The 19,353-nt window shown below is 74.4% G+C and carries 13 protein-coding genes; 6 read left to right on the forward strand and 7 right to left on the reverse strand.

What is annotated here, in order from left to right:
- Window positions 1-40: 40 nt before the first annotated feature.
- A complete protein-coding gene (locus AS857_RS09280; RefSeq protein WP_058042649.1) occupies window positions 41-2,089 on the forward strand; it encodes an NADPH-dependent 2,4-dienoyl-CoA reductase in 2,049 nt (682 codons plus the stop codon).
- A 53-nt stretch (window positions 2,090-2,142) separates the two neighbouring features.
- On the forward strand, window positions 2,143-2,700 hold the full coding sequence (locus AS857_RS09285; protein WP_058042650.1) for a PadR family transcriptional regulator: 558 nt from the start codon (window positions 2,143-2,145) through the stop codon (window positions 2,698-2,700).
- Here the strand turns inward: AS857_RS09285 and AS857_RS41860 are convergent.
- The 4 genes from AS857_RS41860 to AS857_RS09305 are packed head-to-tail and all read right to left on the reverse strand — an operon-like array spanning window position 2,654 to window position 13,030.
- Window positions 2,654-3,727 (reverse strand): DUF6114 domain-containing protein, encoded by a 1,074-nt coding sequence (locus tag AS857_RS41860; protein ID WP_063278418.1) that lies wholly within the window; start codon window positions 3,725-3,727, stop codon window positions 2,654-2,656. The genes AS857_RS09285 and AS857_RS41860 overlap by 47 nt on opposite strands.
- The gene (locus AS857_RS09295; protein ID WP_063804210.1) at window positions 3,718-4,332 is read right to left on the reverse strand and encodes a DUF6230 family protein; all 615 of its coding nucleotides are present in this window, start codon (window positions 4,330-4,332) and stop codon (window positions 3,718-3,720) included. Before AS857_RS09295 ends, AS857_RS41860 begins: the two co-directional genes overlap by 10 nt.
- A gap of 14 nt (window positions 4,333-4,346) precedes the next feature.
- Window positions 4,347-5,462 (reverse strand): SDR family oxidoreductase, encoded by a 1,116-nt coding sequence (locus AS857_RS09300; protein ID WP_058042651.1) that lies wholly within the window; start codon window positions 5,460-5,462, stop codon window positions 4,347-4,349.
- Window positions 5,459-13,030: a type I polyketide synthase gene (locus AS857_RS09305; RefSeq protein ID WP_058042652.1), complete on the reverse strand. Its 7,572-nt coding sequence runs from the start codon at window positions 13,028-13,030 to the stop codon at window positions 5,459-5,461. Before AS857_RS09305 ends, AS857_RS09300 begins: the two co-directional genes overlap by 4 nt.
- A 308-nt stretch (window positions 13,031-13,338) precedes the next feature.
- On the opposite strand from AS857_RS09305, the gene panD reads away from it, so the two are divergent.
- The 4 genes from panD (at window position 13,339) to AS857_RS09325 (ending at window position 17,303) form a co-directional block, all read left to right on the forward strand.
- Entirely contained in the window at window positions 13,339-13,710 is a 372-nt protein-coding gene (gene panD, locus AS857_RS09310; RefSeq protein WP_058044023.1) for an aspartate 1-decarboxylase, read from the forward strand.
- A 332-nt stretch (window positions 13,711-14,042) separates the two neighbouring features.
- On the forward strand, window positions 14,043-15,227 hold the full coding sequence (locus AS857_RS09315; protein ID WP_058042653.1) for a L,D-transpeptidase family protein: 1,185 nt from the start codon (window positions 14,043-14,045) through the stop codon (window positions 15,225-15,227).
- Window positions 15,228-15,568: 341 nt separating this feature from the next.
- Window positions 15,569-16,591, forward strand: a complete 1,023-nt coding sequence (locus AS857_RS09320; protein ID WP_058042654.1) for a terpene synthase family protein — start codon at window positions 15,569-15,571, stop codon at window positions 16,589-16,591.
- 85 nt (window positions 16,592-16,676) lie between these two features.
- On the forward strand, window positions 16,677-17,303 hold the full coding sequence (locus AS857_RS09325) for a trimeric intracellular cation channel family protein (RefSeq protein WP_338058249.1): 627 nt from the start codon (window positions 16,677-16,679) through the stop codon (window positions 17,301-17,303).
- Window positions 17,304-17,337: 34 nt separating this feature from the next.
- Here AS857_RS09325 and mtnB read toward each other — a convergent pair whose 3' ends face one another.
- The 3 genes from mtnB to AS857_RS09340 are packed head-to-tail and all read right to left on the reverse strand — an operon-like array spanning window position 17,338 to window position 19,252.
- Window positions 17,338-17,949 carry a methylthioribulose 1-phosphate dehydratase gene (mtnB, locus tag AS857_RS09330; protein WP_058042656.1) on the reverse strand — a complete coding sequence of 204 codons (612 nt, stop codon included), beginning with the start codon at window positions 17,947-17,949 and terminating at the stop codon, window positions 17,338-17,340.
- Window positions 17,946-18,671 carry an acireductone synthase gene (gene mtnC, locus AS857_RS09335; RefSeq protein ID WP_058042657.1) on the reverse strand — a complete coding sequence of 242 codons (726 nt, stop codon included), beginning with the start codon at window positions 18,669-18,671 and terminating at the stop codon, window positions 17,946-17,948. Before mtnC ends, mtnB begins: the two co-directional genes overlap by 4 nt.
- Window positions 18,668-19,252 (reverse strand): 1,2-dihydroxy-3-keto-5-methylthiopentene dioxygenase, encoded by a 585-nt coding sequence (locus AS857_RS09340; protein WP_058042658.1) that lies wholly within the window; start codon window positions 19,250-19,252, stop codon window positions 18,668-18,670. Before AS857_RS09340 ends, mtnC begins: the two co-directional genes overlap by 4 nt.
- Between the last annotated feature and the right edge of the window lie 101 nt (window positions 19,253-19,353).

Consider the following 19,353-nt stretch of genomic DNA (forward strand, 5'->3'; position numbering starts at 1 on the left):
TCTAGAACTGGAGGAGACGACACCGCGAGGAAGGTCCCCGATGAGCCCCTCCAGCCCGGCCGGCCAGGCCACCCCGTACCCGCACCTCCTGCGCCCCCTCGACCTCGGGTTCACCACGCTGCCCAATCGCGTGATCATGGGATCCATGCACGTCGGGCTCGAGGAGGCCGAGCGGGGCTTCGAGCGGATGGCGGCCTTCTACGCCGCCCGGGCCCGGGGCGGAGCCGGGCTGATCGTCACCGGGGGCATCGCCCCCAGCGACCGGGGGCGGCCCTGGGCGGGCGGGGCCAGGCTGGCCACGGCGGCCGAGGCCGAGGAGCACCGGGTCGTGACCGACGCCGTGCACCGCGAGGGCGGCCGGATCGCCCTGCAGATCCTCCACTTCGGCCGGTACGCCCACCACCCCGACCTGGTCGCGCCCAGCGCCGTGCAGGCGCCCATCAGCCCGTACGTCCCGCACGCCCTCACCGACGAGGAGGTCGAGGCGACCGTCGAGGACTTCGTGCGCACCGCGGAGCTCGCCCGGGACGCCGGCTACGACGGCGTCGAGATCATGGGCTCCGAGGGCTATCTGATCAACGAGTTCATCGCGGCCGCGACCAACCGGCGCACCGACCGCTGGGGCGGCTCGTACGAGAACCGCATCCGCTTCCCCCTGGAGATCGTCCGGCGCACCCGCGAGCGCCTCGGGCCCGCCTTCATCCTGATCTACCGGCTCTCGATGCTCGACCTCGTGCCCGGCGGCTCCTCGCTGGACGAGGTGATCACCCTCGCCAAGGAGATCGAGGCCGCCGGCGCCACGATCATCAACACCGGCATCGGCTGGCACGAGGCCCGCATCCCGACCATCGCCACGTCCGTGCCGCGCGGCGCGTACGCCTGGGTGACGAAGAAGGTCATGGGGTCCGTCTCCGTTCCCCTGGTCACCACCAACCGCATCAACACCCCCGAGATCGCCGAGCAGCTGCTCGCCGAGGGCCACGCCGACCTCGTCTCGCTGGCCCGCCCCTTCCTCGCCGACCCGGACTTCGTCGCCAAGGCCCGCGCGGACCGGGCGGACGCGATCAACACCTGCATCGGCTGCAACCAGGCCTGCCTCGACCACACCTTCAGCGGGAAGATCACCTCCTGCCTGGTCAACCCGCGCGCCTGCCACGAGACCGAGCTCGTCCTCGCGCCCACCCGGCGCCGCAAGCGCATCGGCGTCGTCGGCGCGGGCCCCGCCGGGCTCGCCTTCGCGGTCTCGGCGGCCGAACGCGGCCACGCCGTGACGCTCTACGACGCGGCCGCGGAGATCGGCGGGCAGCTCAACGTCGCCAAGCGGGTCCCGGGCAAGGAGGAGTTCGGCGAGACCCTGCGCTACTTCCGCACCCAGCTCGCCCTGCACGGCGTGGACGTCCGCCTGAACACCGCCGTCACCGCCGCGGACCTCACGGCCTGCGCCTACGACGACGTCGTCCTCGCCACCGGCGTCACCCCCCGCACCCCGGACATCCCCGGCGCGGACCACCCCAGCGTCGTCGGCTACCTCGACGTCCTGCGCGACGGGGCCGAGGCCGGCGGGCGCGTGGCCGTCGTCGGCGCCGGCGGCATCGGCTTCGACGTCGCCGCCCGCCTCACCGACAGCGGCGAGGACGCGAGCCTCGACGCCGGGACGTACTTCCGCCACTGGGGCGTCGACACCGGCTACCGCACGCCCGGCGGGCTCGGCGAGGCCCGCCGGCCGGAGCCGCCGCGCACCGTGCACCTGCTCCAGCGCAAGACCAGCAAAGTCGGTGCGGGGCTGGGCAGGACCACCGGCTGGATCCACCGCACCGAGCTCAAGCACCGCGGCGTGACCATGGTCGCCGGCGTCACGTACGACCGCATCGACGACGACGGGCTGCACATCACCGTCGACGGCGCGTCCACCGTCCTGCCGGTCGACACGGTCGTGCTCTGCACCGGCCAGGAGCCGCGGCGCGAGCTGTACGAGGAGCTGCGCGCGGCCGGGCAGTCCGTCCACCTCATCGGCGGCGCGGACGTGGCCGCCGAGCTCGACGCCAAGCGGGCCGTCCGCCAGGGCACCGAACTCGCGGCGGAGATCTGACGGGAGGACGCACCGGGGGACCGCGCGAGGGGCCCGGTCCCTAGGATGCGGGCATGTCCCTCCCGCACGCGATCCTCACCGCGCTCCTCGAGAAGCCCTCCTCGGGACTGGAGCTCGCCCGCCGCTTCGACCGGTCGATCGGCTACTTCTGGTCCGCCACGCACCAGCAGATCTACCGGGAGCTGGGGAAGCTCGAAGAGGCCGGGCTGATCCGGGCCCTGCCCTCCGGCGCCCCCGCCCGCGGGCAGAAGAAGGAGTACGAGGTCCTGCCCGCGGGCCGCGACGCGCTCACCGCCTGGGTCTCCGGGACCGACGACCCCCGGCCCGTGCGCGACCCGCTCCTGCTGCGCCTGCGCGCGGCGGCCGTCGTGGGCACGGGCGGCCTGGAGGAGGAGCTGCGGCGCCACCTGGACCTGCACCGGCGCCAGCTCGCGGAGTACCGGGCGATCGAGGAGCGCGACTTCCCCCCGGAGCGCGACGGCGAGGAGGACCGGCTGCGCCACGCGGTGCTGCGCGGTGGCATCGGCCTGGAGACCTTCTGGACCGAGTGGCTCGCCGGCACCCTCACGGCGCTCGGGGGGCCGGAGGAGGGGGAGCGGAAGGACGGCTAGGCCGCAGCCCCAGGCCGTCGGCGGCGATGGTGCCGCTGGTGACCAGCGCCTGCTCGGCGGTGACGTCCGTCATGAAGACCAACGGCGGCGCCACCGGCGGCACGGGCAGCCGGTCCGGGGTGAAGGTGAGGCACAGGACGCCCTGGACGCAGCCGGTCAGCCGGGTCAGGTACAGCGTCACCTGCCCGCCGAGCCTCAGCTCGTCGGCGGTCAGGGAGAGTTCGGCGCCGCCCCCGTCCCGCGTCCGCAGCCGGTAGTCGGCCAGGGACGCGGCCCGCATGCTCAGCACCATGGCCCGGCGCGGGCCGTCGGCCGTCGGGACGTCGGCGACGCGGGCGAGCGTGAAGCCGGACGGGGCGAACCGGGTCGTGGTCACGGTCGGCGGCGTGCGCGCGACGGTCACGGCGCCGGGGGCCGGCGGGCGGGGGCCGGGCGCGGGGACGCCCATCGCCGCGAGGAGCACCAGGGGGAGGGCCACCGCCAGCGTCTTCGGCGGCTGAACCGTCCCGCCCGGCCTTCCCGTCCCGCCCGGGGGCTCCGCGGGCCTCGGCGCTGGCTGTGGCGCGAGCTCCGGCTCCGGCTCCGGCTGTGGCTCCGGCTGTGGCTCCGGCTGTGGCGCAACCGGACCCGGCTGCCGCGGTGTCCACGCGAAGCCCATCGCCCCGCCCGCGATCCCCAGCAGCATGCCGGCGAAGAACCCGCCCAGGTTCGTCACGGCGAAGGACAGCACCGACAGGATCACCGCGTGCACGCCGACGTAGTGGTGGGTGTGCGGCAGGAACCACAGGAAGAGGCCCGCCGCGACCAGCGCGACGCCGATGCCGAGCGCGGCGACGCCCCCGAGCCCCAGGCCGAGGAGCACCGACAGGGGCGCCAGCGGCATCGCGGCGATCTCGGCGCCGGCGAGGACGAGCAGGGCCCCGGCCCAGAACGGCCGGGTCCGCCGCCAGCGCCGCCAGGCGGACGGCGGCCCGGACGGCCGTGGCCGGGGGAAGCCCCGGAGGGCCGGTCGCGGGATCAGAAGCACGCCTTTCCGTCCAGGCTCACGTTGAGCGCGAGCCCCTTGAGCTTGAAGTCGCCCCCGGTCGCGGAGCGGGCGTGGGACCGCACCCCGGACACCGAGACCTCCGCGGCCTGCAGCCCGAACTGCCCGGGCCTGCCCCGCACTCCGGGGACGGTGTCCAGCGTGGAGGCGTCCCGGCCGATCTCCACCCGGCCGAAGGTGGCGTCGCCGGTCAGGTCCTCGCTGTCGAGGACCAGGTTGCTCGCCCTGACGGCACCGGCCTTCCCGCCGGCCGTCAGCTTGAACACCACCGGCCCCAGCGGCGTCGGGACCTGCGCGGACTGGCAGATGTCGGAGAGCGTGGCGTCACCGATGCCCAGCAGCGCCACCGGATGGCCCTCGCCGTCCGCGGAGCGGTCCACCTCGACGAACGACGCGAGGCCGTTGCTCGACAGCTCGCCCGACGACACCTGGAAGGCCGAGCCGGACACGGCGAACGACGACGCCAGGACGCCCTCCGCCATCCCGACCGCCATCACCGCGACGGCCGCCAGCGCCGGAACGGCGATGACCGCGGCCTTCCTCCACGCCGTCCTGCCTTCGGGGGGCCTGCGGTTGTCATGGTCCACGGTGGGCCTTCCTGTCAGCTGTGCAGGGGGATGCGGACGTTCAGGGCGGCCCGGACGTAGGCACCGTCGACCGGGGCGGGCGGCGGCAGGCCGGGCAGGGCGTCGTACAGCGGGGTCCCGTCGTCGGCCCGGCTGCGCCAGTTGTGCCCGAAGAAGTTCTCCAGCATCGGGTTGACCTGCTGCTCCACGAGGTTGGGGCGGTCGACCGAGGGCCGGAGGACCAGCTCGACGCCGGGCAGCAGCTCGCCGACGGCCGCGACCAGGACCGGCGCGGGCGTGTCCACGGGGTGGACCACCGGGTAGGCCGTGACGCCGGGCGGGTGCGGCAGGCGCGCGAGACGGAGCATGGCGTCGACGGCGTACTCGACGGGGACGATGTTCAGGCGGGAGGCGGAGTCGCCCACCAGTCGCAGGCGCACGCGCGGCACGCCGGCGCGTCTGCGCAGCAGGAGGCCCCGCAGCAGCGGCGGGGCCTGCCCGACGAGGTCGCGCAGGCCCGCGCCGAGGATGGACAGGGGCTGCTGGGCGGCGCCTTCGGGGACGGGCCGGTCGGTGGCCAGGAGGCTCGGGCGCAGGACGAGGGCCGTGCGCCCCCGCCGGCCGGCCCACTCCTGCACGACGCCCTCGGCCTGCCGCTTGGTCCGTTCGTAGCCCGTGACGGCCTCGCCCAGAGGGGAGTCCGTGCCGGCCGGCGTGTCGTCACCGGCGACGTAGGCGGTGCTGACGTACAGGAACGGGGAGCAGGCCGGGGCGCGGTCGGCGAGTTCGGTGAGGTGGCGGGTGCCCGTGACGTTGACGGGCGTGAGCGTGTCCACGGTGCCGATCAGGGACAGGGCCGCGGCGCAGTGCCAGACGGCCTCGGCCTCCCCGGCGAGCCGGTCGTGCTCCGCGGGCTCCAGCCCCAGGCCGGGCCGGGTCAGGTCCACGGGCACGGCGGTCAGCAGCCCGCCTGCCCGGGCCAGTTCGGAGTCGTCGGCGCCGCAGTCGCGCAGCGCGTTCTCCAGCCGGGCGGCCAGGGGCAGGCCGGCGGCGTCGCGGCCGAGGGCCGCCACGGGCCTGCCGCCGGCCAGCAGCGCCCGCAGCAGCCGGGAGCCGAGGAAGCCCGTGGCGCCGGTGATCACGACGGTCACGCGTCACCCGCCTTCCGGCTGCCGGGCAGGGCGGGGAGCGTGCCGGGCAGGGCGGGGAGCTTGCCCGGCAGCGCCGGGACCGCGCCCGCCGTCGTGCCCGCCCGGGCCTGCTTGAGGAGGTGGGGCAGGACGGTCTCGGTGATGCCGTGGACGGAGCCGTCGGAGTGCAGCAGTTCCATGACCGGCACCTCCTGGTTGAGGTGCTTGCGGAACTTGGCGAGCATCTCCATGCCCATGAGCGAGTCCATGCCGTACTGCTGCAGCGGCCGGTGCCGGTCGACCTCCTCCGGCGGCATGTGCAGCGTGTCGGCGACCATGGAGGCGATGAGGTCCTCGACGAGGACCTGGCCCTCGGCGGCGGAGGCGCCGGCGAGCTGTTCGAGGAGCTCCTCCAGGCGCCAGGTGGTGCCTTCGACGGTGGTGGGCAGGATGGCGGCGAAGCGGGGGCCGTTCACGGCCGGGAAGAGCACGGAGGCCCGGCCCCAGTCGAAGCGGGCGAACACGGCCCGTTCCGCCTGCCTTCCGAGCAGATCCTCCAGGGCGGTCAGGGCGTCGCCCGGTTCGACGGGCAGGACGCCGGCGGCGCTCAGGATGGCCGTCAGGTCGTTGCGGGCGACGTAGCCGACGCGGCCGATGGCGCCCCAGGCCACGGCCAGGCCGGGACGGCCCGCCGCCCGGCGCGCCCGCACGAGCGCCTCCATCGCGAGGTTGGCCGCCACGTAGGCTGCCTGGCGCGGGGTCCCGGCGGCCGCGCCGGCCGAGGAGTAGACGACGAACTCCGCCTGCGGGCACAGCTCGTCAAGCAGGAGCGCTCCTGTCCACTTCGGGGCGACGACGGCGCGGAGCCGTTCGTCGGTGAGCTCCGTCAAGGCGTCGTCGTCGAGGTGCATGGCGGCGTGCACGACGCACCGGACGGGACGGCCGTCCGCTTCGAGGCCCGCCAGCAGCCGGCGCACGGCCGGCGCGTCACTGATGTCGACGGCGTGCGCCTGCGCGTCGACGCCCTGTGCGCGCAGTCCGGCCAGCAGCTCTGCGGCCTCGGGCGCCTCCTCGCCCCGCCGGCTGACGAGGTCCAGCCGGCGGGCGCCGCGCGCGGCGAGCCACCGTGCGGTCTCCGCGCCGAAGCCGCCCAGGCCCCCGGTGACGAGGCAGGTCCCGTCGGCAGCGGGACGCAGGGGGCGTGGGGCGCGGTGGACGGGTACCGGCTCGTCGAACGTGATCACGACCTTGCCCAGGTGCTTGGAGTGCTGCAGGAGCCGGAACGCCTCCTCGATGCGGTGGGCGGGATAGGCCAGGTGGGGCAGCGGCACGTAGTCGCCGGCGCGGATGTGCGCGAGGACCTCGTCGAAGACCGCCGCGACGTGGGCGGGGGCCTGCCAGACCAGGTTGGCGGCATCCACGACACAGTGCACGACGTTCTCCGCCAGCGCCTTCTGCAGCATGCGCTCGTTGCCGAGGACGTCCCGCTTGCCGAGCTCGACGAACCGGCCGCAGGGGGCCAGCAGTTCGCGGGTGCGGGCCGCAGCCTCGCCGCTGAGGGAATTGAGCACGACGTCGACGCCGCGCCCGCCCGTGTGCTCACGGACCCGGTCGGCGAAGGCGTGCGTGCGCGAGTCCAGCACCAGCTCGGCTCCGAGGGCGCGCGCCAGGTCCCGCTTGACCGGGCTGCCCGCCGTCGCGATGAGCCGGGCGCCCACGAGTTCGGCGTACTGGCCCGCCGCCATGCCGACGCCTCCGGCGGCGCCGTGGACGAGGAGCACCTCGCCCGGCCGGAGGCGGGCGAGGTGCTCGAGGCTGTGCTGGACGGTGAAGAAGACCGCCGGCAGGGTGGCCGCCTCGCCGAACGTCATGCCGTCGGGGACGGGGCGCAGTGCGGCGGCCGGGATCCGCACGTGGGAGGCGAAGGCCCCGGGGAACAGGCCGAAGACCCGGTCGCCCACGGACAGCTCCGCGACGTCCTCTCCCACGGCGGTGACCACCCCGGCCCCTTCCAGGCCCAGGTAGGCCTCCGAGGAGATGCCGTCCTCGGCCACCGGTGGCAGCAGCCCCGTCGCGACCATCACATCGCGGTAGTTGAGCGCCGCGGCGCGCACCGCGACCACCACCTCCGCCGGCCCCGGGTCGCCGACGGCCGTCTCGGTCCACCGCAGCCCGTAGGCCAGACCCTGGTCGCGGAGGTGCAGCCGGTAGCGGACCCCGCTGTCCGGTCCGGCCGGTTCCGCGAGCGGAGCGGCCCGCTCGAAGCGGTGGACGAACCGGCCGCCCCGGGTCAGGGCGACCTCGTCCTCGTCCTGCTCGCCCTCGGGCGCCGCGGCGAGGAGCTCGCGGGCCAGCCGCGCCGCGTCCTCGGCCGGGCCGGGCCCGCGGTCCAGGGAGACGCGCCGCACGGTGACGGACGTTTCGTTGGCCAGCGTACGGGTCACGCCCCACGCGGCGGCCTGACCGGGGAAGGCCGGCCGTTCCGGCGCGGGCAGCACCCCGCTGGGGTGGGTGACCAGGACGAAGTGCTGCTCGGACGCGTGCTGCAGCGCCTGGTCGGCCTGGGCCAGGGAGCGCAGCGCGGCGGCCCGGCGCACGGCCAGCTCCGTACAGGCGACGGGGTCGCCCGCGGCGACCCGGTCCGGGGCGGAGCTCAGGAGCAGGGCGAGCGCTGCCGACGGTGCCTGCCCTAGGAGGTCCTGCCATCCCTCCGTGCTCTCCGGCAGCGGCACCGCGCGTGCCGCCGTACAGCCCGCTGCGGTCAGCTCCGCCGCCGTCTGCGTGGCCAGGGCGTTCTCGGCGGCGTCCTCGGTGACGAGGAGCCAGGAGTCCCGGGCGGGCGGCCCGGTGGGGACGGGCGGTGGGGCGCCGACCGCCGCCGGGGTACGGGCGAGGAGCACGGAGAAGTGCTCGCTCGCGGGTGCGCTCGCGGCACTCACCTGCACCACGTCCGCGAAGCCGCTTCCGGACAGCACGTCCGGCCACTGCTCGCGGGGCAGCAGGATGGTTTCCGGGCGGAGCGCGGTGTCGCGGGCCGCCCAGAAGTCCTCCAGCGTGCCGAACATCAGGGCCAGGATCCGCGGTTCGTGGACCTCGAGAGCGAGCAGGTGACCCCCGGGGGCGAGCAGCCGGGCCACCCGTTGCAGGCACTCCTTCAGGTCCAGCGCCGTGTGCAGCGCGAGCCCGGCGACGACGACGTCGAAGGAGCCCTCGGCGAGGCCCTGCTCCGCCGGTTCGGTGTTCAGGTCGAAGGCGCGGTAGGCGAGGAGGGAGTCGTAGCGGCCGAGGCGTGCCTGGGCAGGGGCGAAGAACGCAGCGGAGACGTCGGTGAAGACGTACCGGGCGCGGTCGTCCAGCAGCGGCAGGAGGTGCGCGGTCAGCCCGCCCGTACCGGCGCCCACCTCCAGGATGCGCAGCGGCCGGTCGGCGGGCCAGGAACGGATCAGTGCGCCCAGCAGCTCTGCGACCATGCGGTTGTGGGCCATCACCGGAGGGTTGATGTCGTAGTACTGCTGGACCAGCTCCGGACCGCTGTCCTGGAACAGCAGCTCCAGCGGGTCCCGCCGCCCGCACAGCAGCTCCGGCAACTGCAGGGCGAAGCGCAGGTTGAGGGCGTGCGAGGGGAGGTAGTCGGCGAGCCCGGACACCTCCCGCCGGCCCGGCACCGTCCCGGTTCCCAGCAAGTGCCAGCCCTCCCCGGCGGGCGCCAGCAGCCCCTCCTTCTCCGCCATGCGTGCCAGCAGCCGCACCAGCTCCTCGTGCCGCGGCAGCACTCCCGCCGCACGGAGGTCGCCGAACGTGAAGGCGTCCTGACCCGGCAGAAGTTGTGCGAAGGCGTTGGCCGCACTGGCCCCCGTGAGCCGCTGCAGAAAGGTGTGCGCCTCTCCGTACCGCTCGGCCCACGGCCCGCTCCGCAGCCGCTCCAGCCCCTCCTCCGCCGCCGCGGCCACCTCGCCCGGCGACGGCGGCACCCACGCCGGCACCGGCTGGCCGGGCAGCGGCGCGGCACGCAGCACCGTGGTGAACTCCTCGCCCCGGTCCCCGGCCGGCAGGACCAGCCGTTGCAGGCGGCAGCCCGTCAGCTCCAGCGCCACCGCCCCGTCCTCGCCGGTGACCGTGACGTCCCACACGGCCTCGCGCGCGGTGTGCGAGCGCTGCCGTACGTGCACCAGCCCTTCCGCGGGCGGCCGCGCCCACATGCGGACGCCGTCCACCCCCGACGGCAGGTAGCCCGTTTCCGCGCCGGCCAGCAGCGGCGCCCCCGCCTGCAGGGCGCCGTCGAGCAGCGCGGGATGGACCACGTACCCGCCGTAGCCGTCGTCCGGCGGATCGCAGTGGTAGGCCGCGAGGACCTCGCCGTCGCCGGTGTGCAGTTCGCGCAGCACCCGGAACGCCGGGCCGTACGCCAGGCCGGCCGCGGCCAGGGCAGCGTAGTGCTCCTCGCCGCCGGTGCGGCCGGTGAGCCGCTCCCGCACCCGGGCGACGTCCACCGGCTCCGGCCGGGCGGCGGCCGCGCGCCGGACCCGGCCGCGGGCGTGCTGCCGCCAGCCGCCCGTGTCGCCGGTGCGGCTGGCGACGCGGACGATGCCGTCCTCGTCGCTCAGGGACGTCGTCAGGCGGACGTCCATCGCCGCGTCCCAGGCCAGGGGCAGGGCGCGGGTGATCTCCAGGTCGTCGACCTCGGCCCGGCCGCCGAAGGCCTCCCGCCCTGCGGCCAGCGCCAGCTCCACGAACCCGGTGGCGGGCATCACCACGGATCCGGCGACGCGGTGGTCGGCCAGCCAGGGGGTGCGGGTGCGCTCGACGGGCGTGTGCCACGTGGGCTCCAGCACCGGTGCGCGCTCGCCGAGCAGCGGGTGCACCAGGACCCCGTCGCCGCTGGTGCGCACCCAGTGCTCCGGCGTGCCGTGCCAGTACGGCTCGCGCTGCCACGGGTAGGGCGGCAGGTCCGCGACCGAGCCGGGCCCGGGGAACCAGCGCTCCGCCGCGCCGGCGTCACCGGCGGCCAGCAGCCGTGCGGCGGCCCGGCGCACGGCCGCCCCGTCGCACCTCTCGCGGGTCACGGGGGAGACGACGGGGAACGGGCCGCCCGGGGCCTCGGAGGCGATACGGTTCAGCGCGCCGGCCAGCCCCGGCTGCGGGGAGATCTCCGCCACGGCCGCGATCCCGGCGTCCGCCGCCTGCGCCACCGCCTCCGCGAACCGCACCGGCCGGCGGGCGTTGTGCCACCAGTACGCGGCGTCCAGCTGCCCGTCCGTGACGGGCCCGCCCGTCACCGTGGAGTACATCGGCAGCCGCGGCCGGTGCGCGACGAGACCTGCCAGCCCCGCGCGGAGCGGCTCCTCGATCGGGTCCATCGCCGCGCTGTGGAAGCCGTGGTCGACTCCGAGCTCGCGGAACGGCACCTCCCGTGCGGCCAGTTCCCGGCCCAGCGACCGCAGCGCCGCGGCCTGCCCGGAGACGGTCACGTCCCGGGCGCTGTTGACCGCCGCGATCTCCAGCAGCCCCTCGTACGCGGCGATCGCCTCCCGGGCCTCCTCCTCGCCCAGCCCGATCGCGGCCATGCGGCCCGTCCCGGCCGTCGCGGCCTGCGCCCGGCTGCGTTCGGCGATCACCCGCGCCGCGCCCGGCAGGTCGAGCGCCCCGCTGACGTACGCCGCCGCCACCTCGCCGACGCTGTGCCCCAGCACGGCCGCCGGGACGGTCCCGTACTCGGCCAGCAGGGCCACCAGCCCGAGCTGAAAGGCGAACAGCGCGGGCTGCGCGAAGGCGGTGTCCGCCATCCGCTCCACCGTCCCCTCCGGCGGACTCTCCCTCAGCAGCTGTGCCACCGACCAGCCCAGCAGAGGCTCCAGGTGCCGGTCCGCCTCCTCGACCGCCGTACGGAACACGGGCTCATGCGCCATCAGCTCGGCGCCCATGCCCGGCCACTGCGTACCGTTGCCGCAGAAGACGAAGACCACGCCCCCCGAGGGCGGCCGTTCGGTGTGCACGGAGGCGGCGGCCTGAGCCGTCTCGTCCCCGGCCAGGGCCTCCAGCTGCCCGGCCGCGTCCTCCGGGCCGTCGGCCATGACGGCCGCGCGGTGCGGGTGCCGGGTCCGCCGCCGGGAGGCGGTCCAGCACAGGTCGTAGAAGTCCTCCTCCGGCACGTCCCGCACGTGGGCGGCGACCGCCCGGGCGGCCTCGGCCAGGGCCCGGCGGGTGCGCCCCGAGACCACCAGCGGCAGCGGCCCCTGCCGCGCGGGAGCCGCCGGGCGCTGCCGCTGCGGCGCGGAGCCCAGCACCACGTGCGCGTTCGCACCGCCGAAGCCGAAGCTGTTCACGCCCACCACGCCGCCGTCGCAGGCCGCCACCGGCCGCATGCCGCCGACCGGGCAGAGGTTCAGCCCCGCGAAGTCGATCTCAGGGTTGACGGGGTCGCCGTGCAGCGAGGCCGGGATCCGGCCGTGCCGGAGCACCAGCATCCCCTTGAACAGGCCGGCCATCCCCGAAGCGGGCTCCGCGTGCCCCATGTTGGTCTTCACCGATCCGATCGGCAGCGGCCCGTTCGTCCGCGGGACGCCCAGCGCGGCGCCGACCGCCCGGCACTCCAGGGGGTCGCCCACCGGGGTGCCCGTGCCGTGCGCCTCGAAGTACAGCACCTGGTCGGGGCCGGTCCCGGCCCGCTCGTACACCTCCTGCAGCAGCCGCCGCTGCATCTCCGTGCTCGGCACCGTCATCCCCGAGGTGCTGCCGTCGCAGTTGGCCCCGCTGCCCACGATCACCGCGTGCACCCGGTCGCCGTCCGCGAGCGCGTCGGGCAGCCGCTTGAGGACCACCATCCCGCCGCCCTCGGCCCGCACGTAGCCGTCGGCCCCCGCGGAGAACGTCGCGCAGCGCCCGCGCGGCGAGAGCATCAGCGTGCGGGAGAAGCCGACGAAGTGGTACGGGCTGAGGAGCAGGTTCGCGCCGCCCGCGAGGGCCGTGCGGCTGCGGCCCGAGCGCAGCGTCTCGCACGCCTGGTGCACGGCGATGAGCGAGGAGGAACAGGCGGTGTCCACCGCGATGCTGGGGCCCCGCAGGTCGAAGACGTAACTCAGCCGGTTCGCGGCGATCGACAGCGCCGAGCCGCTCATCGCGTAGGCGGTGATCTCCTCGACCCGGGCCATCTGCAGGCCGCCGTACGACATGTCGCTGATGCCGACGAACACCGCCGTGTCGGAGCCGGCCAGGCAGGCCGGGTCGATGCCCGCGTCGTCGAACGCCTCGGCCGTCATCTCCAGCAGCATCCGCTGCTGGGGGTCCATGTGCCGGGCCTCGCGCGGCGAGATCCCGAAGTACTCCGGGTCGAAGCCGGAGACGTCCCCGAGGTAGCCGCCCGCCATCGTGTACGCCTTGCCCGGCCGTTCCAGGTCCGGGTCGGAGAAGCGGGCCGCGTCGATCCGGTCCGCCGGCGGGGCCGGGCTGATCAGGTCTCTCTCCTCGGCGAGGGCGGTCCACAGCCCGCCGAGGTCCGTGATGCCGCCGGGCAGGCGGCAGGCGGCGCCCACGACGGCCAGGGGGACGGAGGGATCGGGGGGTGCGACGGGCCGGGAGGCGGTGTGCTCCATGGATCACTCCTGCACGGGGAGAGGGGCCGGGCAGAGCCGGAACAAGAGGCCTTTCCGGCCTCGCCGCCGATAGTGAACTACCCGCCGGTTTCACTCGTTCGATAGGGAGCGGGGCGCTTCAAGCCGGGGCAGTGGAGCACCGCCTTCCGGCCGTCGGGCTCCTGCGCCCGGCGTGCGACCCCGGCGGGCGGGGGCCCGCGTCCGCCCGGGCGCCGGGCCGTCCGTGCCCACGTGGATCGTTGTAGGGTGCGATGACCGCCCTTGACCTGCACGAAGCAGGCAGGGAGCAGATATTCCGGGAGTTCTCCATGATGCGTGTCATGCTCAAGTCCAAGATCCACCGTGCGACGGTCACCGGGGCCGACCTGAACTACATAGGTTCCCTGACGCTCGACCCCGTGCTGATGGAGCAGGCCGACCTGCTGCCCGGCGAGCAGGTGCACATCGTCGACGTGAACAACGGCTCGCGGCTCGAGACCTACGTGATCGAGGGCGAGCGGGGCTCGGGCGTGGTGTGCATCAACGGCGCCGCCGCCCGGCTCGTCGCCCCCGGCGACATCGTGATCATCATCGCCTACGCCTCGGTCGAGGACGCCGAGGCGCGTGAGCTCAAGCCGCGCGTGGTCTTCGTCGACGGCGAGAACAAGGCGATCAGCGTCGGCGACGACCCGTCGGTCTGACCGCCCGAGCCGTCCGAACCGCCTCCGGGCGGCCGGCATCCTCGCCCGACGGCCCCGGCCCGGGACGTGACAACCCGTCCCGCCGTCCGTCCCGGTCCACTGGCCGTCAACTCCCTGGACAAGAGCGTCGGTTGACCAATTCCGGCATGCCGGCTTCGGGGGAGGCGGGGCCGGGGGAGCGGCGGAGTGGGGCGGCGTCGCCCTTGGGGGCGAACCAGTCGATCAGACCTTCCGATGCACAAATGTTTCTTTTCTTCCTGCAACCGTACAAGCGTATGGATCATCTGTAGAAGCGAAGGCCACATCCAGAAAGCCAGAAAGGTCGTCTCACCGTGCACGTCGGACCGGGTCGTCGCTCCGCCCTGTTGGCATCCGCCGCTCTCGCGGGCTCTCTGGTGCTCACCGCCTGCTCGGGCGGTTCGGGCGGAGGCGGTAATGACGCGGGCCCCGAGCCCAGGATCACCGTCAGCCCCGGCGAGGGCAAGGACGTCAAGCTCGGCTCGCAGATATCGGTCAAGGCCGAGGGCGGGAAGCTCACCGAGGTCGAGGTCAAGGACGCCAAGGGCGAGAAGGTCACCGGGCGGATGGCCGACGACGGCGCCACCTGGACCGCCGACGGCAAGGTCGGCCCGAAGAACACCTACACCGTGCGCTCCAAGGCGAAGGGCGGGAAGGACGGCAAGGGCAAGGAGGCCTCCTCGTCGGCCACCTTCACCACGCAGGCCGCGCCCAGCGTCAACAAGCTCACCAACACCCCGGGCAACGGCCAGACCGTAGGCACCGGCATGCCCGTCTCGATCCTCTTCGACCACCCGGTGGACAAGAGCAAGCGCGCCGAGATCGAGAAGTCCCTGACCGTCACCTCGACGCCCAAGGTCGAGGGCGCCTGGGGCTGGGTCAAGGACTGGTCCGGCCAGGACCGCATCGACTGGCGGCCCAAGACCTACTGGCCCTCCGGGACCAAGGTCAACGTCAAGGGCCTGCTGTCGGGCGTCGACTCGGGCGAGGGCGGCTGGTTCGCGAAGAACTACGCCTGGGACTTCTCCATAGGCGCCGACCACAAGGCCGTCATCGACGTTCCCTCGCACACCCTCACGATGCTCGAGAACGGCAAGGCCGTCGGCACCATCAAGGGCTCCGCCGGCTCCCCGGTGGACCCCACCCGCGGCGGCGTCCACACCGTCCGCAGCAAGAACGCCGACGAGACCATGGACTCCTCCACCATCGGTCACGGCAACGAGTGGATGCTCGACTCCAAGTGGGTCACCCACCTGACCGCCTCCGGCACCTTCCTGCACTCGGCGCCCTGGAACCAGTCCATCGGCGTGGAGAACAACAGCCACGGCTGCTTCGGCATGACGACCTCCGACGCGAAGAAGGTCTACGACTTCCTCCCCATCGGCTCCACCGTCGAGGTCAAGAACACCACCAGCACCAAGGTCACCGACCCGGGCAACGGCCTGTCGGTCTGGCAGGAGAGCTGGGACCAGTGGCAGAAGCGCAGCGCCCTGAAGTGATGCCGGGGGTACGGTGGGCGGCGATGCTTTCCGGCCGTCCGTGAGGGGGCGGGGCGCGTCCGTGGCGACTGCGCCCCGCAATGCCCTGACCTGCGCAGCGGGGCGCGTGGAGCGTGGACTAAGGCCGGTGTCCTATGCAGTGGGCGGTCCGCGCGCCCGACGGCCCCAATGCACCCCATGGAACGTATGGTTGTCGTTTTAATGGCCGTGCCAAGAGGGCAGCACTCTGCCAGGCCCGCCCGGGAACGCAGAGGGGCGGAGCGGATGCTCCGTGCAGGCCGGGCCCGAACCGCGAAAGGATCGAGATCGGCTCAGCACGGCCCTGAAGGAGGCTGGCCTCGATGCCACAGGACATCGCCCTGGACATTCCTTTCCCCAAGCGGCTGAATCCCTACGTGGAGGTGGCGCGGGCGCGCAACGAGCACTGGCTGGTCTCCACCGGTCTGCTCAGCAGCCCGCACAACCTCGAGCGGTACCGCACCTGGCGCATCGAGCGGCTGGCCGCCGGCTTCCTGCCCGGGGTCGGCGTCAACGACCTGACCTTCGGCCTCGCCGTACAGAGCTTCTTCTTCTTTTTCGACGATCTCTTCGACAGCGGGCTCGGCGAGGACCCCGCCGCCACCTACGAGATCTGCCACGAAATGGCGGCCCTCGCCCGCCAGGAACCCGGCTCGGCCGGCATCACCCCCTCCTTCCCGCTCGCCCGCGTCTGGACGGAGCTGTGGCTCCAGGCCCAGCTGGGCATGTCGGCCGCCTGGCGGGCCCGGGCCGTACGGCACTGGGAGGAGTACTTCCTCACCTACGTCTCCGAGGCCGTCAACCGCCGCGCCGGCACGGTCCTCGGCATGGACCCGTACATGAAGCTGCGCCGCCTCGGCATCGGCAGCGAGGTCGTCGTGGACGTCTCCGAGCGCTGCGGGCACTTCGAGGCGCCCCCCGAGATCCACCAGAGCATGTGCGTCCTGGAGGCCCGGACCATCACCGCCGAGGTCGTCACCCTCACCAACGACCTCCACTCCCTGGAGAAGGACCTGGCCAACGGCGAGCTCAACAACGCCGTCCTGCTGCTCGGCCTGGAGCACGGGTGCAGCCGCGCGGAGGCGATCGTCCACGTCCAGCGCATGATCCGCCGCCGCACCACCCGGTTCCTGCAGCTGGAGGCCGAGGCCGACCGGCTCTGCGAGGTCTTCGGCCTCTCCCCCGAACAGCGCGAGAACACCCGGCTCTTCCTCGACACCAACCGCGCCTGCATGCGCGGCAACCTCGACTGGAGCAACGAGAGCGGCCGCTACAGCGAGATCGGCGTCCTGCACGTCAACCGCTCCCGCCGGATAGAGGACGTGGTCGCCCGGACCGCGGAGTGAGCACCGCGGCCCGGCCGGTGAACTCGTCCCTTCGGCCGAGGCGGCTCCGGCCGATCGGCCGAGGCGGCGGGGGAGCCGCGGATGCTTGGCTGGAGGGATGCTGCACCTGCTCTACCTGGCCGGGATCGCCGCCTTCGCGGCCAGCGGCGTCCTCGCCGCGCACCGCGCCCGACTCGACCCCTTCGGCGGGCTCGTCCTCGCCTTCGCCGCCGCCATCTCCGGCGGCACCCTGCGCGACCTCATCCTCGACCGGCACCCGCTGTACTGGACCCACGACTGGATCCTGCTCACCGTCATCGCGGTCACGGCCGTGGCGACCATGCTCTTCCTGCACCACCGCGAACTCCCGCGCCGCTCCCTGATGACCGTCGACGCCGTCGGCCTCGCCGTCGTCACCGTCATCGGCGCAAGGGCCGCGCTCGACGCGGGCGTCACCCCGTTCGCCGCGGTCATCCTCGCCGTCGTCACCGGGGTGACCGGAGAGGTCGTCCGCGACGTCCTGTGCGGGGAGTTCCCGCCGCTGCTGCTCCGCGAGGAGGTCTACGCCACCGCGGCGCTGCTCGGCGCCGTCTGCTACCTGGTCCTGGACCGGCTCGGCACCGGGCCGACGGCCGCCGCCGTCGTATCCGCGTCCGTCGTCTTCGCGGTGCGCATGGGGGCGCTGCACTTCGGCCTCCACCTGCCCCGCCTCGCGGGCCGCCCGCGGGCGTAGGGGCTCGCAGGGCTCGGCAGGCGCCGGCCGGGCCCTACCCCTCCAGGAGCTCCAGCTCCAGCAGCCACTCGACGACCTCGGTCCGGTGCCGGGCCTCGCGCGGATCCGCACCCCACACGTACAGCCCGTGCCCGGCCACGACCACCGCGGGCATCCGCGGCTCGCGGGCGGCCGCCAGCCGGTCGCCCAGCACGCGCATGTCCTGGCTGTTGCCGATGACCGGCAGGACGACCTCCGGTCCGTCGGCCGGGAGCCCGAGCCCCTTCAGCATCTCCAGGTCCTTCAGCACGATGCCCCCCGGACGGCGGCGGGCCATCGCCACCGACGCGACCGTGTGGACGTGCACGACCGCACCCGCACCCGTCAGCCGGACCACCCGCGCGTGCAGCGCCGCCTCCGCCGACGGCCTGCCGCCCGCCACGGCCGCGCCCTCGCCGTCGACCAGCACCACGTCGGCGGCCGTCAGCTCGCCCTTGTCGAGAGCGCTCGCCGTGACCGCCAGGCGCAGCGGCTCCCGGCCGGTGACCACCGACAGGTTCCCCGAGGTGCCGCGCATCCAGCCGAACGACGCGAAGCGGGCCGCCTCCGCGGCCAGCCTCGCACCCGCCTCCGCCAGGTCCGGAAGGTCCGCGCCCGCGCCGGTCACGGCCCGCTCCCCGCCCGCGCGACGTCGATGCCGGCGAAGGAACCCGCCTCCGGGTGCCCGCCCGTGCCCTGCGCGTAGTACGGCTCGCCCGGGCGCCGCACGCCCGCCGTGAGCCAGCCCGCCGTCCGCGCCGCGTCCAGCTCCGCGGGCCGGTCGGAGAGGAACAGGGTCCGGCCCGGCGGCGCCCCGATGGCCTCGGAGATGACACGGTACGAGCCCGGCGACTGCTTCGGCCCGGCGTTCTCCGTGTCGTACAACCCGTCCACCAGCGGCAGCAGATCGCCCTGCACGCTGTGCCCGAACCAGGCGCGCTGCGCCGCCACCGACCCGGACGAGTACACGTGCAGCCGCACCCCGCCCGCCCGCCACCGCCGCAGCGCGGGCACCACGTCCTCGTAGAAGTGCGAGACCAGCTCGCCGCGGGCGAACCCCTCCGACCACACGATGCCCTGCAACGTCTTCAGCGGCGTGGCCTTGCGGTCCTCGTCCAGCCAGGAGTTGAGGGCCTGCACGATGCGCGGGGCGTCCGCGGCCGGCTCCCCCAGGAGCGCGCGGACCTGCTCGGCGGCGCGCCGCACCGCGGGCTCGGCGGCCCGCTCGGTGAGCAGGGAGCCGAACCGGCTGCGCGAGTACGGGTAGAGCACGTCCACGACGAAGCCCGTGGCGCTCGTCGTGCCCTCGATGTCCAGGACCACGCAGTCCGCCGCGAACCGCAGGCTCATGCCACCCGCCCGGCGCGCAGGTCGTCGAAGGAGGGGAATCGGGAGGCGATGTCGCTGCCGGTGAAGGAGGCGCCCCAGCCGTCCGGCACGTGGAAGAAGCGGATCGCGGTGAAGGACGGCACCGTCCCCATGTCGAACCAGTGCCTGGTGCCCCGCGGCACGCCCAGCAGGTCGCCGCGCTCGCAGTGCACCGCGTGCACCAGGCCGTCCACGTGCAGGTAGAACACCCCGGCCCCGGCGACGAAGAAGCGGACCTCGTCGTCATCGTCGTGCGTGTGCTCGGCGAGGAACTTCTCCCGCGCGGCCGCGGCCTTCGCCGGCCAGCCGGGGGAGCCGTCGGGGTGGAGCGCGGCCACGTCGACCGTGGCGAAGCCCTCCTCGGCCGTGAGCCGGGCGACCTCGGGGGCGTAGGCGGCGAGCACGGCCTCGGCGGACGCGCCGGCCGGCACGCCGTCGCGCACGGGCCACCGCTCGAAGCGCACGCCCGCCGGGGCCAGCGCCGCTGCGATCCGGGCGGTCTCGCCCGTGCGCAGGAGAAGGGTGTCCGGGCCGGAGTCCGGCCACGTGGTCAGCAGTGTCATCGCAACTCCAGGGTCCGAACGGCCGGGAGGGACTGCCCGTCCGGATCGTAGTGCGCCGCCGCAGGGCACCCAAGAGGGCGCGGGGGAGCGGGTCCGCGGAG

The sequence above is a fragment of the Streptomyces roseifaciens genome, assembly GCF_001445655.1.
GTDB classification, from domain to species: domain Bacteria; phylum Actinomycetota; class Actinomycetes; order Streptomycetales; family Streptomycetaceae; genus Streptomyces; species Streptomyces aureoversilis.

Coding starts and splice junctions, on each gene's coding strand:
- AS857_RS09320 (WP_058042654.1), top strand. CDS start 15,569: ATGCCACAGGACATCGCCCTGGACATTCCTTTCCCCAAGCGGCTGAAT.
- mtnC (WP_058042657.1), bottom strand. CDS start 18,671: ATGAGCCTGCGGTTCGCGGCGGACTGCGTGGTCCTGGACATCGAGGGC.
- AS857_RS09285 (WP_058042650.1), top strand. CDS start 2,143: ATGTCCCTCCCGCACGCGATCCTCACCGCGCTCCTCGAGAAGCCCTCC.
- AS857_RS09340 (WP_058042658.1), bottom strand. CDS start 19,252: ATGACACTGCTGACCACGTGGCCGGACTCCGGCCCGGACACCCTTCTC.
- panD (WP_058044023.1), top strand. CDS start 13,339: ATGATGCGTGTCATGCTCAAGTCCAAGATCCACCGTGCGACGGTCACC.
- AS857_RS09280 (WP_058042649.1), top strand. CDS start 41: ATGAGCCCCTCCAGCCCGGCCGGCCAGGCCACCCCGTACCCGCACCTC.
- AS857_RS09305 (WP_058042652.1), bottom strand. CDS start 13,030: ATGGAGCACACCGCCTCCCGGCCCGTCGCACCCCCCGATCCCTCCGTC.